Source organism: Microbulbifer maximicatervae (SeqCode) (assembly GCF_052467695.1).
Genome location: NZ_CP174320.1, coordinates 290,846 through 305,792 on the forward strand (window position 1 = coordinate 290,846; position 14,947 = coordinate 305,792).

The window sequence follows — 14,947 nt, forward strand, 5'->3', positions numbered from 1 at the left end:
AGCCCGAAAAAGCGCGCAAGAATAGCACAGGTTCGCAACAGCTAATATAGCCATCTATGCAGTGCCGGGTCGTATCGCTATAATGCCCCACCCTAATTGTTGACCAGTTTTTAACCAGGCGCGATATGTCCGAAACATCGGTGAAAAAGCTATATATTAAGACCCACGGCTGCCAAATGAATGAGTACGATTCCGCGAGGATGCGCGATCTGCTCGGCGAGTCCCACGACATGGTACCTACCGACGATCCCGACGAGGCGGATGTACTATTGGTCAACACCTGTTCTATCCGCGAGAAAGCCCAGGAAAAGCTGTTCCACCAGCTGGGCCGTTGGAAGCACCTGAAGGAAAAAAATCCCGACCTGGTGATTGGTGTTGGCGGCTGTGTAGCCAGTCAGGAAGGCGAGGCGATTGCCAAGCGCGCACCCCATGTAGACTTGATCTTTGGTCCCCAGACCTTGCATCGCCTGCCGGAGATGATGGAGACCAAAGAGCAAAAAAGCGGCGCAGTTATCGTCGATGTGAGCTTCCCGGAGATCGAGAAGTTTGATCGCCTGCCCCAGCCAGAGGCCGACGGCGCCACCGCATTTGTCTCTATTATGGAGGGCTGCTCCAAGTACTGCACTTTCTGCGTGGTTCCCTACACCCGTGGCGAAGAAGTCAGCCGCCCTGTGGCCGATGTACTCGAAGAGATCGCCCACCTGGCAGACCAGGGTGTCCGCGAGGTGAACCTGCTTGGGCAAAACGTAAACGCCTACCGCGCTACTGGAGAAGATGGCCACGAAGTGGATTTCGCCGAGCTGATCACTTATGTGGCAGCGATTGATGGAATCGACCGTATCCGCTATACGACCTCTCACCCGGTAGAGTTCTCCGATGCGCTGATCGATGTCTACGGACAGGTGCCAGAACTGGTTAGTCACCTTCATCTGCCCGTACAAAGTGGCTCCGACCGCATTCTGATGGCAATGAAACGCGGCCACACCGCCCTGGAATACAAATCCAAGATCCGCCGCTTGAAGAAAATTCGCCCGGATATCTGCCTGTCTTCAGACTTTATTATCGGCTTCCCCGGCGAAACTGACAGGGACTTTGAAGCGACCATGAACCTGATCCAGGACGTGGGCTTCGATATCTCCTTCAGCTTTATATACTCCCCCCGCCCAGGCACCCCGGCTGCCGACTTGGCCGATGACACCCCGGAAGAGGTGAAAAAGCAGCGCCTACAGCTGCTGCAAGCGCGGATTAACCAGCAGGCTGCAGCTATTGCCCGCCGCATGGTTGGCAACACCGAGCGTGTACTGGTAACCGGCGTTTCCAAAAAGGACCCCGGACAGCTGCAAGGCCGCACCGAGAACAACCGGGTAGTCAACTTCCGTGCGGACGACCTCGCCCTGATCGGCAAATTTGCCGATGTTGTGATTGAAGAGGCCCTGCCAAACTCCCTGCGCGGTATTTTAGTCACATCTGAGCTGGAAGAAGATCTGTTCTAAGACTTTGTGATTACCTCAAATAGCGGCAAGATGTACTTCGAAAGCACATCCTGCCGCCAAATTAGGCTCAACTTACCCCCCAAATTACGCCCCGTAATTAAAATCAGGTAAAGTTAGAACCTATTTGTAGGAATCACCTCTTTCCCCTTTAGGGAAAATGGGTATACCCTAGCAATATAACCCCTGGATTAAAGGTGCCGGAAACCAATTTGGAAACACAAACCCTCGCTCACAGCATCACTCTCGAGCCCAACGACGCACGCCGTCTCGCCAATCTCTGCGGTCAGTTCGACCAACACCTACGCCAAATAGAACAGCGCCTGGATATCGAAATTCGAAATCGCGGCAACCAGTTTTCATTTTTCGGCGATGCCAAATCGGCGCGTGCCGCTGGCGAACTACTCAGTAGGCTCTATAAGGAAACCGGTACTAAGGACTATCTCACTCCAGATGAGATTCACCTGGCTCTGCAGCAAGCGGGAGTTGAAGAACTCACCGGCCAAGATGGTAGCGGTGATTCCAACGAAGCTGACCAAGTAGTACTGATTCGCACTAAGAAGTGCTCGGTACGCCCCAGAGGGCTCAATCAGCGTAAATACGTTCGCGCTGTGCAGACCAATGATATCAATTTCGGTATCGGACCCGCCGGTACCGGTAAAACTTATCTGGCGGTAGCCTGTGCTGTGGAGTCTCTGCTCAAGGATGAAGTTGAGCGAATCCTCCTGGTCCGCCCCGCCGTTGAAGCCGGCGAGAAATTGGGCTTCCTGCCCGGTGACTTGAGCCAAAAGGTAGACCCTTACCTCCGCCCACTCTACGACGCCCTCTACGAAATGCTCGGTTTTGAAACTGTTGGCAAGCTGATCGAGCGCAACGTTATCGAAGTGGCTCCCCTTGCCTATATGCGCGGGCGCACCCTGAACAATGCCTTTGTTATTCTCGATGAGAGCCAAAATACCACCCGCGAGCAGATGAAAATGTTCCTCACGCGGATTGGCTTTGGCTCCACCGCCGTAATTACCGGTGACCCCAGCCAGGTCGACCTGCCCCGTGGCCAAGCTTCCGGTTTGCGCCATGCTGTTGGAGTACTGGGGCGAGTTAATGGAATCAGCTTTACCCACTTTGGAGCCAAGGATGTGGTTCGCCACCCCCTCGTGCAGCGCATTGTGGAGGCCTACGATATTCATGAAGCTGAGCTGGAAATGGCCTCAGCAGATCGAATTTCCAATAAAGCCGATGAGAATGCCGCTTAGAGTCCGCACCTGAGTTATGACTGATTTAACAATCGATGTGCAGCGGGTCAGCCGCTGCCACGACATCCCTTCCGATGAGGCTATCAGCAACTGGGCATCCAAGGCTTTGACCGGCCACCGCAACGAAGCGGAACTGTCGGTGCGAATCGTGGACGAAAGTGAGAGCCAGGAACTTAATCACCAGTACCGAGGCAAGGATAAACCCACTAATGTTTTATCCTTCCCTACCGATTTCCCTGCGGAGCTGGATCTCCCAATGCTTGGAGATCTTGTGATCTGTGCCCCAGTAGTTGAACTGGAAGCGGAGCAACAGAGCAAATCACTATCGGCGCACTGGGCACATATGGTGGTCCATGGCACACTGCACCTTCTAGGTTATGACCATATCGAAGATGCAGACGCTCAGGTTATGGAAAGCCTGGAAACGAAGTTGCTCGCCAACCTCGGCATTGCAGACCCCTACGCCCCACTGGATGAAGTGGGATGATAGCCGCTGTACCACCGAAGTAATGGCAAACTGCTACTGAATTTTATCTACAAACGAGAGAACCCCGGAGCATGGCCACTTCCATGACCACAGACGAGCCCCCAAGTAGTCACTCAGCGAGCAAATCCCGCGCGAGTGAAAAAAGTTGGCTGGAAAAGCTGTTCAGCGCCTTTTCAGCTGAACCCAAGTCTCGCGACGAATTATTGGACATCATTAAGGACGCCGCTGAAAATCAGCTGGTAGATGCTGAAGCGCTCTCTATTATCGAAGGCGCACTGGACGTTTCCAGCCAGCAAGTCCGCGAGATTATGATTCCACGCTCGCAAATGGTTGTGGTAGGCCTTCACGATAAGCCGGAAGAGTTCCTCCCCAAAATTATTGATTCGGGGCACTCCCGATTCCCTGTCGTCGGCGAAAGTGTTGATGATATACGCGGGATATTGCTCGCCAAAGACCTGCTCCCTCTCCTGTTGAAAGGTTTCGACGGATTTCAGCTCGAAGACCTGATCCGCCCAGCCAATATTATTCCCGAGAGCAAGCGCCTCAATATCCTGCTGCGCGAGTTCCGTGAGAACCGCTACCATATGGCGGTCGTGATAGACGAATACGGCGGTGTATCCGGTGTTGTGACTATCGAAGATATTCTCGAGGAAATTGTCGGTGAAATCGAAGACGAGACCGACGAGGAAGAAGCGGATAGTTATATCCGTAAAGTTGGGGAAAACGATTTTATCGTTAAAGCTCTGACTCCCATTGAGGAGTTCAATGAATTTTTCGAGAGCGCCTTTAGTGATGAAGAATTCGACACTGTCGGCGGTCTTATTATGCAGTCATTCGGCCATTTGCCAGGCCGCGACGAAGTCACCCGACTGGGTGACTTTATGTTCCGGGTACTCTATGCAGACAGCCGCCAGATACACCTTTTGCGGGTTGCCCATATGCGCAAACCGCCAGAAGAAGACAGCTGAGCACTACAAGCTTTAACACACTGATACCCTTAGAGAACGGGGTATCCTGACAACAACTTTATGCGTAGATTATTTTCTCCTCTCGCCAGCGTTGTAGCTGGCGGGTTGATGACACTTTCATTTGCCCCATTTAACTATTGGGTATGCGGCCTGCTGTCCCTGACACTATTCGCCTGGATTCTGCTCTCCGCAGCCAAAGGGCAGGTGCTACCGGGCCGCAAAAGCTTCTGGCTCGCCCTCTGCTATGGATTGGGCCTCTTCGCCAGCGGGGCTTCCTGGGTCTACGTTTCGATTACAAGTTTTGGCAACTCATCGGTGCCATTAGGACTAGCCCTCACCGGAAGCTTCGTCGTTATTATGGCGCTGCTGTTAGCCGCGCCCTTCTACATTCTGGGCCGCTTCACAGATAATAAATTCAGCTTCGCCCTGGCTTTTGCCGCACTGTGGTTTATCAGTGAATGGCTGCGCAGCTGGGCCTTTACCGGTTTCCCCTGGCTCTTCGCCGGCTATGGCCATACGGAAACCTGGCTAGCGGGCTGGGCGCCGATGTTGAGTGTCTACGGCATAGGCCTGCTATTGGCATTTACCGGCGCAGTGCTGGCCCTGGTTGTCAGCGGCCGCCTATCCCCGCTCAAGCGTCACAGCCATATCATTCTACTCACTGCGGCACTGGCCCCCTGGCCAATAGGAGCTGCCCTCTCCCAAGTGGAGTGGACCTCCGCAAAAGGTCCTCTTATCAGCGTTGGGCTGGTGCAGGCTAATATTCCTCAGGAAAAGAAGTGGTTGCCAGAGTTTCGCGGGGAAACTATCAGTCGCTACCAGGAGGGCACTCGCGCCCTTAGCGATCAGGATGTAGACGTTATTATCTGGCCCGAAGCCGCCCTGCCCATGCTCTACGGGCAAGCCCCCAACCTTATGCAGGCGCTGCAACGCAATGCTGAGACTACCAACATCGATTTGATCACCGGTATTCTCTATGACACCCGGGGTTCGACACAGGAGGGGCGGAGTATTCACAACTCCGCCGCAGTTTTTGGCCAGAGCCCCAGCGTGTATCACAAGCGCCACCTGGTCCCCTTTGGTGAGTATGTACCTCTGGAGGATTTTATTCGGGGCACTATCGAGTTTTTTAATCTCCCCACTTCCTTTATCCGCTCAGGCCCGGACGAACAATCGCCGCTCAATGCTGCTGGTGCAAGCTGGGCGCCGCTTATCTGCTATGAGGTTGTCTATCCCAGGCTGGTTGCCGACTCAGCACTGTCTTCCCAGGTTTTGCTGACCATTAGCAATGATGCATGGTTCGGGACCTCTATTGGCCCCTTACAACATATGCAAATGGCGCAGATGCGCGCTTTGGAAACTGGTCGCTACCTGGTGAGAGGGACAAATACTGGTGTGACGGCAATTGTGGACCCCAAGGGGAGGATTATTAAAAAACTCCCCCAATTCGAGCGCGCGAATATGACCGGGGATATCAGAGCGATGAGTGGCGCCACTCCGTTTATGCTAGCCGGCATCTCATTGGTATTTGCCTTGGCGCTCCCAATGCTGGCCCTGGCCCTGTTTTTACGCCGTAGGGTGGAACCCCAATCCAACTCCCCTCTCAGTGGCGAGCTACCCGATTAAAACAAGCCCTCTGGCCACTCCCTGCCGGGGTGGCCATCGGTAAGCTACCGCCACTGAATATCACTGCTATGCTCCATTCAATTTTCTAGCGAATATAAGGCAAGGTGATTCCCCATGCATTGCTTGATTAGCGGTGGCACCGGGCTTATAGGCAGACTCTTTTGTCGGCGCTGGCTGGAGCGAGGCCATACTATTACGGTATTAAGCCGACATCCGGACAGGGTTCGAAACTTATGTGGCGAATCAGCCAACGCCTGCCGCGATCCCGCAGAGGTAAACCAGCCCGTAGATGTTATTGTGAACCTTGCCGGGGCCCCCATCTCCCGTCGCTGGACAGAAAAATATCGCACTGAAATTCGCGGTTCACGCCTGGACACAACAGAGAAGCTGGTTCGCTGGACCCTGGGCCAAAGAGACAAGCCATCCTACTTCTTGTCCGGCTCCGCAATCGGCTATTACGGCAATCGCGGAGGGGAGTTACTGAAAGAAGACAGCGCTCCAGGGGGGGGCTTTGCCGCACAGCTGTGTCGGGACTGGGAGGCCGCCACGCTCCCGCTGCAGCACTCTGGCGTTAAGGTAGGCATTATCCGCACAGCTATCGTTCTCTCCATGCGCGGTGGCGCCCTTCCCCAAATGCTGCCACCATTTCGGCTCGGGCTTGGCGGCCCCATGGGCTCGGGCGAGCACTGGATGAGCTGGATTCACGAAGAAGACGAAGTCGGGCTGATATTACACGCCATCGACAATCAACTTTGCCGTCCATTTAACGGAAGTGCACCAGAACCTGTAACCAACAACAGCTTTGCCCGGATCCTGGCCAAAGAGCTGCATCGCCCGGCGTTTTTACGCTCACCGGCCTGGGCTTTAAAGATAGCTTTTGGAGAGATGGCTGATGAATTACTGCTAGCCAGTGATAGGGTCGAGCCCTGTACAGCATTGGAAACCGGCTATACCTTCCAATTTCCAACTCTGGAGCAGGCCCTCTCAGACCTGCTCAAGGGTGACGGCGCTGCCACTAAAGCCAGCGCCTGAACAAATGAATTTAAGCGGCGGCCATATCGCTTTCGAGTGCCTGGGCTAAGTAGCGTCGGCTAGATTCACTGGTCACCAGGTCGCCATGGCACTCCATTGGCGCAGAACCCACCCATTGGGCATGCCAGCGATACCAATGGGACTCCTCGGCTTTTGAACGCAGCTCGATAAACTCCACTTCGGCGGGAGCAAAACCGAACTCCCGAACAATCTGCCCGGCAAAGGTCTCAAAATTTTTACTGAGTTGGGCGCCGCTATCGCCACCAGCACACAGAAAAACCAGTGTGCGGCCATCTTGCTCAACCCGCTTGAAGCCAATCCAAACAGCCCGGTTTAACCGGTTATGTAACTGTATCGGAGAGAAAGAAAGTGGGATGCCCTTCATCATAAGGTTATCTCGATTATTGTTATGTTTCTTATCCACAGCCGCTACTCCATATAAAAAGATAATCAATGGGTATGTCCTGTGGCGCCAGTCATCCTAAGCCCGGTACAACTAGCAATCAAGAGCTCTCAAACATTTGGGCTCGACGCCTGATCCCTCAAATCCTGTAGGCCTCTGAGATTACATTTATCAAAAAGTTCCTTATCCATCCTCAACATTTTCTGATGGACGGTAGCGAACTCCACCGATACCAGATCCGTGCCAGTATTTCCCGCCAGTAGACCTGGGTCCTTAGCTGGGAGACAGCATTAGGCAGCCAGCGCCCCACACCTGTTTGAGCGCGGGGCATCAATTCTCCGGCACTCCCAACCGGCAGGGGTTGTACCTCTAAGCCAGCGCGGGAAAAAATTTCCGCTGCGCGAGGCATATGCCACCAGTGAGTGGCCAAAAAAACCGACCTCACATTAGCTCTGTGCAAAATATCAGCACTATTTACTGCATTCTCTGCAGTAGTACGACTGCAATCTTCACGCCAAGTGACCGGAGTGGAAAACTCCTCCTCCAACAACGCAGCCATTAAATCAGACTCTGACAGCCGCTCTCCGCTGTGAACCCGACCGCCAGATACCAGAATCGGTAACTTTTCTGGTGCTTGCTCGACAGCACCGGCAACTCTTTCAAGACTCGCCGCAGAGAGTCTCTCCCTATTCGAATACCTGTCGCGATAACGCCCTGCACCAAGGATCACAACGGCCTCAGGCCTTATATGGGGTTGATAAGGTACCTTGCCCAATCGATCCCCAAGCCAGGATGAGAATGCCGGGGTCGCCCCTAACCAAAGCACACAAAAGGAAATCACAGCCAAGGGTAGAGAACATCTCTCAAGCAGGGACCCTGATGAAGAGAATCGCAAAAGGAATGCAACCAGCAGCCCCAACAATGGGGCTGCTGGAGGCATCAGAAGCGTGGCCGCCGCCGTATAGAACCCATTCAATACTCGAGACCACCCTCAATCTGGCGAAAGCATCCATAACCACACCGGTGGCAGGGAGTGATCTGGGTATTTGCCGGTGGCATAGCTCGGTATCCACAGCCCAAACACTGCAACTCCTCATCCGGCCCTACAAACTCGCCGGCCAAAGCCCAGGGCTTGCCCTCTTTGATGCATCGCATTAAGTTTGGCCAGGCGGTTTCTGTGGGGTCCGCCGCATCCAGCAGCCAATCACCGCTGCGCTCCTCCAGGGTCTTCAATTCCCCACCTAGTCCCCGGATATAGTCAGCAGCCCGATGCAGGTCATCTTTCAGCCAAGCCCGCAAAAATGCCATCTTATTGGCGGTGAGATTCTCAACAGCCAGCTCACCTTCGACCAAATCTTCAAAGTCTTCGCGAAACTCATTAATCAGATCGTCCTTCGGCGGCAACTTTGGTTCCTTCGTCACGGTATCCCTCCTATAATCCCGCGTTTACGCATCGTAAAAGATGCACTGGGAGCGAAACTTGATCGCGATCAATCTTTACCGATTGACAAGCGTTCACATCCCCCAATAAGCACTGAACAGTTTCCCGCAAATTTTGATCACAGAGTATAGGTCCCGAATCGATGGAAGAGCAGTACAACCCCTCCGCAGTCGAAGCTTCCGCCCAGGAATTCTGGGAGGCCGAGAAGAGCTTTGAAGTAAAGGAAGACGCCGGCAGGGAAAAGTTCTACTGCCTATCCATGTTCCCCTACCCCAGCGGCAAGCTACACATGGGGCATGTGCGCAATTACACCATTACCGATGTAATTACTCGCTATCAGCGCATGCAGGGCAGAAACGTGTTGCACCCGATGGGCTGGGATGCTTTCGGTCTGCCGGCAGAGAATGCGGCCATCCAGAACAAGACCGCTCCAGCCAAATGGACCTATGCCAATATCGAGTACATGAAAGGCCAGCTCAAGGCTCTGGGTTTTGGCTTTGACTGGTCCCGCGAACTGGCCACCTGCCAACCCTCCTACTATCGCTGGGAGCAGTGGTTCTTCACCCGCCTCTACGAAAAAGGCCTGGTCTACAAGAAAAACTCTGCAGTGAACTGGTGCCCCCACGACCAGACAGTACTGGCCAATGAGCAGGTAGAAGATGGCGCCTGCTGGCGCTGTGGCACTACCGTTGAGCGCCGCGAGCTGGCCCAGTGGTTTATCAAGATCACCGATTATGCCGAAGAGCTGCTCGAAGACCTGGACAAACTGCCCGAGTGGCCCGAGCAGGTGCGCACCATGCAGCGCAACTGGATCGGCAAGAGCCGGGGAGTAGAGCTGAGCTTTGCCCTGCCCAAGCCTATTGCGGGCATGGACCACTTCGATGTGTATACCACCCGTCCGGATACACTGATGGGCGTTACCTATGTTTCCCTCGCCGCCGAGCACCCCATCGCTCTGGAACTTGCCGAGTCCAACCCCGAACTCAAAACTTTTATCGCCGAGTGCAAAAAGCAGTCCCTATCCGAAGCCGATATGGCCACGATGGACAAGAAAGGCATGGATACCGGGCTCAAGGCGATTCACCCCATCAGTGGTGAAGAAGTCTCCGTATGGGTGGCTAACTATGTTCTGATGGATTACGGCTCAGGCGCGGTGATGGCAGTACCGGCACACGACCAGCGCGATTGGGAATTTGCGCAAAAATACCAGCTGCCCGTTATCCAGGTTATCGAGGCTGCCGACGGCGAGTCCATCAACTTGGAGAAAGAGGCCTATACGGAGAAAGGCAAACTGGTGAATTCCGGCAGTTTTGACGGCCTGGATTTTGATGGCGCCTTTACTGCGATCTCCGAAGCGCTGATTGCTGCAGGTAAGGGTCGGGTTAAGATCAACTATCGCCTGCGCGACTGGGGTGTCTCCCGCCAGCGCTACTGGGGTGCGCCCATCCCCATGTTCAACCTGGCCGACGGCGGAGAAATACCAGTACCCGCAGACAAGCTGCCGATCCTGTTGCCGGAAGATGTCGAGCTCGACGGCGTTCAATCACCTATTAAAGCCGACCCCGAATGGCGTAAAGACGAACTCAACGGCACTCCCGTAGAACGTGAAACCGATACCTTCGACACCTTTATGGAGTCCAGCTGGTACTACGCCCGTTATACCTGTCCCGATTTTGAAGAGGGCATGCTGGACCCGGACCGCGCCAACTACTGGCTGCCAGTGGACCAGTATGTCGGCGGTATTGAACATGCCATCTTGCACCTTCTCTACGCGCGCTTCTTCCACAAGCTGATGCGGGATGAGGGCCTGGTCAATAGCGATGAACCCTTCAAGAAGCTGCTGTGTCAGGGCATGGTGTTAGCCGAATCCTTCTACAAGGAAGAACACGGCCACAAGACCTGGATCAACCCCGCCGATGTGGACGTCGAGCGCGATGACAAGGGCAAGCCGACCAAAGCGATTGAGCGAGCCACCGGCGAAGAGATTATTGCCGGCGGCGTGGTAAAGATGTCCAAGTCCAAGAACAATGGCATAGACCCTCACGCTGCGGTTGAGGAGTACGGTGCCGATACCGTTCGCCTGTTCACCATGTTTGCCGCCCCTCCGGAGCAGACTCTGGAGTGGCACGATGCCGGTGTGGAAGGTGCCAGCCGCTTCCTGCGCAAACTCTGGAAGACCGTTCACGCCCATATTGCAGCGGGCTCCAGTGAAGCACAGATCGACCAGCAGTCCCTCAATGACAAGCAACAGCAGCTGCGCCGCAAAACCCACGAGACCATCCAAAAAGTGGGGGATGACTATGGCCGCCGCCAGACCTTTAATACCGCTATCGCAGCAGTAATGGAATTGCTCAATGAAGTCGGCAAGCTGGCAGATCGCAACAGTGATCAAGGACTGGCTGTAGAGAGAGAAGCCCTACAGACCGCCGTCTTGCTGTTGGCTCCGGTTACTCCTCATATCTGTCACCAACTGTGGCAGGTGCTAGGGAATACCAGTGCCCTAATCGATTCTCCTTGGCCAATGGCAGATGAAAAAGCACTGGTGCGCACCTCGATTACTTTGGTCGTCCAGGTCAATGGCAAGGTACGCGCAAAACTGGATGCGCCTGCTGATGCAGACAAAGAGAGCCTGGAAAAACTCGCCCTCGCCGATGAGAACGTTCAGAAATTTATCGGTGAAGCTACGGTGCGCAAAGTAATTGTCGTACCTGGCAAGCTGGTTAATATTGTCGCCAAGTAAAGACCCGCAATATGATGCCGGGAGTTTCACTCCCGGCTCACTTAAGTCAGCTCGCTGTAGCCGACAAGACCATGGCAAGTAGTTTATGAAAACAATCGCAAATCGAGCCTTTATTTTTCTTCTCGCTATCACTATTGCCGGTTGCGGCTGGCATCTAAGAGGCGCCCCTAAGAATTTTCCTCCCGGTAGTACACTCTATATATCCACAGTAGACCCTCGCAGTGATATCGCAGATCAATTAACTCGACTGCTCAATAATGCGGGTGTGCCTATGGCGGAATCACCTGCAGAAGCTGACTATACACTCATCATTCACCAGGAAACCGAGAGAAAACTAACCGTAGCTGTAGACTCTGAAGGGCGAGCATCTGAATACGAATTAATTACCAGTGCAATCTATAGCGTACGCACAGCTTCAGGCCAAGTCCTCCTAAATAAAGCACAGGCAGATGTTTACCGCACCTTGGAGTGGGATGTCGATGAAATTGTCAGTAAAAGTGAAGAGGAAAATACCTTGCGCGCGGAGATGCAGCGGGAGCTTATTGGGCGCATTATCGATCGCTTACGGCGTATCGATGTGAATGCTTCATTAGAAGAAAAGAGCTACTAGGTTAGTTTTATTAATGCGCGTTAACCCCCATCAATTATCGCAAAATCTAAAAAAGGGCCTATCGCCAATTTTTATTATCACTGGTGATGAGCCCTTAATAGTACAAGAGTGCTGCGATTTAGTCCGCTCAACAGCGAAAAAGCACGGTTTCACCGAGCGAGAACTTATTCACGCAGAGCATAATTTTGACTGGAACACGCTGGTTGCTTCAGCCGGAAATATGTCTCTTTTCGCAGAAAAAAAACTTGTCGAGCTGCGTTTACCCGGAGGTAAACCCGGGGATAAGGGCAGTAAAGCCCTGCAAGAGTTTGCTTCAATGGCGAGTGAAGATCTTTTGCTTTTACTGGTATTACCGAAACTTGATAAATCGCAACTCAACAGCAAATGGGTCAAAGTCCTAGAACAATCAGGAGTACTGGTTCAGGTATGGCCTGTGACGATTCAGGAAATGCCCCGCTGGATCAACCAGCGCCTTGCATCTGCAGGCCTCTCAGCCGAACCAGAAGCAGTACAAATCCTGGCAGAAAGAGTAGAGGGTAACTTGCTTGCCGCAAGCCAGGAGATAGAAAAACTTAAGCTTTCCAGCCCCCGGCAAGAAATCACCCGGGAAATGATGGAGCATAGTGTCACCAGCTCCGCCCGTTACAGTGTTTTTGACCTAATTGACACAGCACTCTCTGGCAACTCAGCCAAAGCAGTCAAAACACTCGACGGATTGAGGGTCGAAGGTATTGAACCACCCATTGTACTTTGGGCAATAGCAAGAGAAATTCGCACTCTTCTCGACATTATGGAAAAACTGGATCAAGGCCAACCTCTAGCGAGATTGGTTCGGCTGCAAAAGCGACAGCCATTGGTCCAAGGAGCCCTACACAGACTTAATAAGAAGCAACTGGAAAGCTTATTAATTCGCGCTCGAGCTATAGATAGCTCTATTAAAGGTGGTAGTGGGCAGCAATCTCCATGGACAGGGCTATTAGAGCTGACTCTCAATTTTTGCGGGCAGAGAACCATTTAGTCAATCTGCTCTTAGATAAGGATTAGCTTCTACCTTTATATAAAAAAACCGCCCAATAGGGCGGTTTCTTCATACCTGAAACTCTTCAGAATCAGTTCTGAGTGATGGTGGCAACGTTGCTTGCACCAACCTGCTCAATGCTAGCCATATTATATGCACTGTTCTGGCTAACAGTGGCAACATTTTCATAGCCACCCTGTCCAACGTGAGCGGAATGCTCGTAGCCAGTTTGGGCCACAGTAATCAGGTTATCGCCGCCAAAGTCTTGGTGAACTTCTGCCAGGTTCAACTCACCCGCTTGATCAATATCTACGATATTTGCAACACCAGCACTGTAACCATAGGCGTAGTTGCTGTTGCCTGTCTGATCAATATTTGCCAGGTTAGCATCGCCATACTGACCAAAGTCAGCACTATTCATGTCACCGGTTTGTACAAGGTTAGCGGTATTGTCATTGCCAAATTGAGCCATAGCACCAAAGTTATTGGTCTCATTCTGGGTGATATTGGCAACGTTGTTAACACCGGATTGGTAACCGAAAGCAGCGTTAGCATCACCTTGCTGCAGGATAGTCGCAGTGTTGCTGAGGCCGGATTGAGACAGGTCGAGCAGGTTAATATCACCACTCTGCATCAGGTTTGCAGTGTTCTCAGCACCTGACTGAAAAACAGTACCTACGTTGAAGTCACCTACCTGACCACCAACAAAACCATCAAATGAGGAGTACCAGGTGCTGTTCCAAACACCGTTATTGTCTCCAACCTGGGTGCTGACGAAGTAGTTACCGTCACCTTCCTGTTGCAGAACGCCCATGTTGTCGCTGCCGTCTTGATACATGTCGGCATAGTTAAAGTTAGAGTCGGTATACTGATCCAAATGAATCATATTTTCACTACCAAACTGCGCAGCGTAGGCACTATTGTAGGAACCGGTCCACTGGTGGATAGTTCCATTGTTACCTTCCCCATCCTGGTAGGTCAAAGCTTCACTGCCCATTTGGCTGGACTGACTGGTGTAAGCAGCATTACGGTCACCGAGTTGGGTCTGATCAATGTAGTTATCATCAGCATAATCCTGAGCTGCAACAGCTACGTTATCATTACCCTCCTGCCACTGATAGGCAGCATTATTGTTAGCCTCATATACTTGGGATACATTTGCAGAGTTATTTTCGCCGAGCTGAACCTGATCACCGTAGTTATTATCAGCTACAGCCTGACCTGCGCCAGCAATCAAAGCAATAGCAGCAGCAAGTGTAATCTTTTTCATTTATCAATCTCCCTCAGAATAAAATTATAAATACAAGTAAAATAGTGCAATGCCTTAATCGTACTGCACCAGTTGCACCGCATGGTCGTCACCGAACTGCGCGACATAACCAAACAATCCATCACCATTTTGAATAATGTTTGCAGAATTTCCGTAACCAACCTGGCTAATTAAAGCCACATTATCTACGCCATTCTGTATCGCTGTAGCTTGGTTGTAGGCTCCTGACTGCGATATCGCAGCATAATTAGAATCGCCTGTTTGTTGCACCAACGCTGCATTGGAGCCACCCTCCTGGATCAGGACAGCCTGGTTGTAAAGACCAGACTGGGTAACTTCAGCAAGGTTGTAATCACCTACTTGTGAAACCTGGGCCAAGTTACCCGTAATTGAATCTTTTCTTAACAAAAGAAGATCCAGAGCACCCTGCCCCGCAGACAATTCATTGTGGTCATCTAAATCAGAAGCCCAGCACACCGAAAGCGGTAAAACCAGAAACAGAAATAAAATTGCCGTTACTCGTTTAGCTGTAGCAATCACCAACCACCTCTCCAATAAGAACGGTTAACAACTATAAGAAACAACATGGACACTATAGGTAAAAAAAAA

Annotated in this window: 14 protein-coding genes; 9 read left to right on the top strand and 5 right to left on the bottom strand. The window is 52.3% G+C overall.

The genetic code is table 11. From position 1 onward, the window contains the following. Nucleotides 1-125 precede the first annotated feature (125 nt). From miaB to ACJJI8_RS01345, 6 genes are all read left to right on the top strand, one after another. Nucleotides 126-1,493, top strand: coding sequence for a tRNA (N6-isopentenyl adenosine(37)-C2)-methylthiotransferase MiaB (gene miaB, locus ACJJI8_RS01320; protein ID WP_444934019.1), 1,368 nt, complete (start codon nucleotides 126-128; stop codon nucleotides 1,491-1,493). A 194-nt stretch (nucleotides 1,494-1,687) separates the two neighbouring features. Next, nucleotides 1,688-2,743 carry a PhoH family protein gene (locus ACJJI8_RS01325; RefSeq protein WP_444934020.1) on the top strand — a complete coding sequence of 352 codons (1,056 nt, stop codon included), beginning with the start codon at nucleotides 1,688-1,690 and terminating at the stop codon, nucleotides 2,741-2,743. A 16-nt stretch (nucleotides 2,744-2,759) separates the two neighbouring features. Beyond that, a complete protein-coding gene (gene ybeY, locus ACJJI8_RS01330; RefSeq protein WP_444934021.1) occupies nucleotides 2,760-3,230 on the top strand; it encodes an rRNA maturation RNase YbeY in 471 nt (156 codons plus the stop codon). Nucleotides 3,231-3,301: 71 nt separating this feature from the next. Beyond that, the gene (locus ACJJI8_RS01335; RefSeq protein WP_413663108.1) at nucleotides 3,302-4,198 is read left to right on the top strand and encodes a CorC family transporter; all 897 of its coding nucleotides are present in this window, start codon (nucleotides 3,302-3,304) and stop codon (nucleotides 4,196-4,198) included. Nucleotides 4,199-4,258: 60 nt separating this feature from the next. Then, nucleotides 4,259-5,824 carry an apolipoprotein N-acyltransferase gene (lnt, locus tag ACJJI8_RS01340; protein ID WP_444934022.1) on the top strand — a complete coding sequence of 522 codons (1,566 nt, stop codon included), beginning with the start codon at nucleotides 4,259-4,261 and terminating at the stop codon, nucleotides 5,822-5,824. 114 nt (nucleotides 5,825-5,938) lie between these two features. Continuing rightward, the gene (locus ACJJI8_RS01345; protein WP_444907434.1) at nucleotides 5,939-6,856 is read left to right on the top strand and encodes a TIGR01777 family oxidoreductase; all 918 of its coding nucleotides are present in this window, start codon (nucleotides 5,939-5,941) and stop codon (nucleotides 6,854-6,856) included. A 10-nt stretch (nucleotides 6,857-6,866) separates the two neighbouring features. On the opposite strand, the gene ACJJI8_RS01350 is transcribed toward ACJJI8_RS01345, so the two are convergent. The 3 genes from ACJJI8_RS01350 to ACJJI8_RS01360 form a co-directional block, all read right to left on the bottom strand. Beyond that, nucleotides 6,867-7,280 (bottom strand): hypothetical protein, encoded by a 414-nt coding sequence (locus tag ACJJI8_RS01350; protein ID WP_413663111.1) that lies wholly within the window; start codon nucleotides 7,278-7,280, stop codon nucleotides 6,867-6,869. 172 nt (nucleotides 7,281-7,452) lie between these two features. Beyond that, complete coding sequence (locus tag ACJJI8_RS01355; RefSeq protein WP_444934023.1) at nucleotides 7,453-8,235, bottom strand: YdcF family protein; 783 nt, start codon at nucleotides 8,233-8,235, stop codon at nucleotides 7,453-7,455. Continuing rightward, the gene (locus ACJJI8_RS01360; protein ID WP_108734284.1) at nucleotides 8,232-8,681 is read right to left on the bottom strand and encodes a zinc ribbon-containing protein; all 450 of its coding nucleotides are present in this window, start codon (nucleotides 8,679-8,681) and stop codon (nucleotides 8,232-8,234) included. Before ACJJI8_RS01360 ends, ACJJI8_RS01355 begins: the two co-directional genes overlap by 4 nt. A 161-nt stretch (nucleotides 8,682-8,842) precedes the next feature. Here ACJJI8_RS01360 and leuS point away from each other — a divergent pair, with 161 nt between their 5' ends. From leuS to holA, 3 genes are all read left to right on the top strand, one after another. Continuing rightward, nucleotides 8,843-11,440, top strand: coding sequence for a leucine--tRNA ligase (leuS, locus tag ACJJI8_RS01365; protein ID WP_444934024.1), 2,598 nt, complete (start codon nucleotides 8,843-8,845; stop codon nucleotides 11,438-11,440). 85 nt (nucleotides 11,441-11,525) lie between these two features. Further along, nucleotides 11,526-12,050, top strand: a complete 525-nt coding sequence (locus ACJJI8_RS01370) for an LPS-assembly lipoprotein LptE (protein WP_444907431.1) — start codon at nucleotides 11,526-11,528, stop codon at nucleotides 12,048-12,050. Between the two features lie 13 nt (nucleotides 12,051-12,063). After that, nucleotides 12,064-13,068 (top strand): DNA polymerase III subunit delta, encoded by a 1,005-nt coding sequence (gene holA / locus ACJJI8_RS01375; protein ID WP_444907430.1) that lies wholly within the window; start codon nucleotides 12,064-12,066, stop codon nucleotides 13,066-13,068. Between the two features lie 91 nt (nucleotides 13,069-13,159). Here holA and ACJJI8_RS01380 read toward each other — a convergent pair whose 3' ends face one another. Together ACJJI8_RS01380 and ACJJI8_RS01385 are read right to left on the bottom strand one after the other, a co-directional pair. After that, on the bottom strand, nucleotides 13,160-14,338 hold the full coding sequence (locus tag ACJJI8_RS01380) for a hypothetical protein (protein ID WP_444907429.1): 1,179 nt from the start codon (nucleotides 14,336-14,338) through the stop codon (nucleotides 13,160-13,162). A 54-nt stretch (nucleotides 14,339-14,392) separates the two neighbouring features. Beyond that, on the bottom strand, nucleotides 14,393-14,878 hold the full coding sequence (locus tag ACJJI8_RS01385; protein ID WP_413665886.1) for a hypothetical protein: 486 nt from the start codon (nucleotides 14,876-14,878) through the stop codon (nucleotides 14,393-14,395). Nucleotides 14,879-14,947: the final 69 nt, after the last annotated feature.

Bases quoted from the DNA above. Each gene is read 5' to 3' on its own strand.
- miaB (WP_444934019.1), top strand. From the start codon at position 126: ATGTCCGAAACATCGGTGAAAAAGCTATATATTAAGACCCACGGCTGC.
- ybeY (WP_444934021.1), top strand. From the start codon at position 2,760: ATGACTGATTTAACAATCGATGTGCAGCGGGTCAGCCGCTGCCACGAC.
- ACJJI8_RS01335 (WP_413663108.1), top strand. From the start codon at position 3,302: ATGGCCACTTCCATGACCACAGACGAGCCCCCAAGTAGTCACTCAGCG.
- lnt (WP_444934022.1), top strand. From the start codon at position 4,259: ATGCGTAGATTATTTTCTCCTCTCGCCAGCGTTGTAGCTGGCGGGTTG.
- ACJJI8_RS01345 (WP_444907434.1), top strand. From the start codon at position 5,939: ATGCATTGCTTGATTAGCGGTGGCACCGGGCTTATAGGCAGACTCTTT.
- leuS (WP_444934024.1), top strand. From the start codon at position 8,843: ATGGAAGAGCAGTACAACCCCTCCGCAGTCGAAGCTTCCGCCCAGGAA.
- ACJJI8_RS01370 (WP_444907431.1), top strand. From the start codon at position 11,526: ATGAAAACAATCGCAAATCGAGCCTTTATTTTTCTTCTCGCTATCACT.
- holA (WP_444907430.1), top strand. From the start codon at position 12,064: ATGCGCGTTAACCCCCATCAATTATCGCAAAATCTAAAAAAGGGCCTA.
- ACJJI8_RS01380 (WP_444907429.1), bottom strand. From the start codon at position 14,338: ATGAAAAAGATTACACTTGCTGCTGCTATTGCTTTGATTGCTGGCGCA.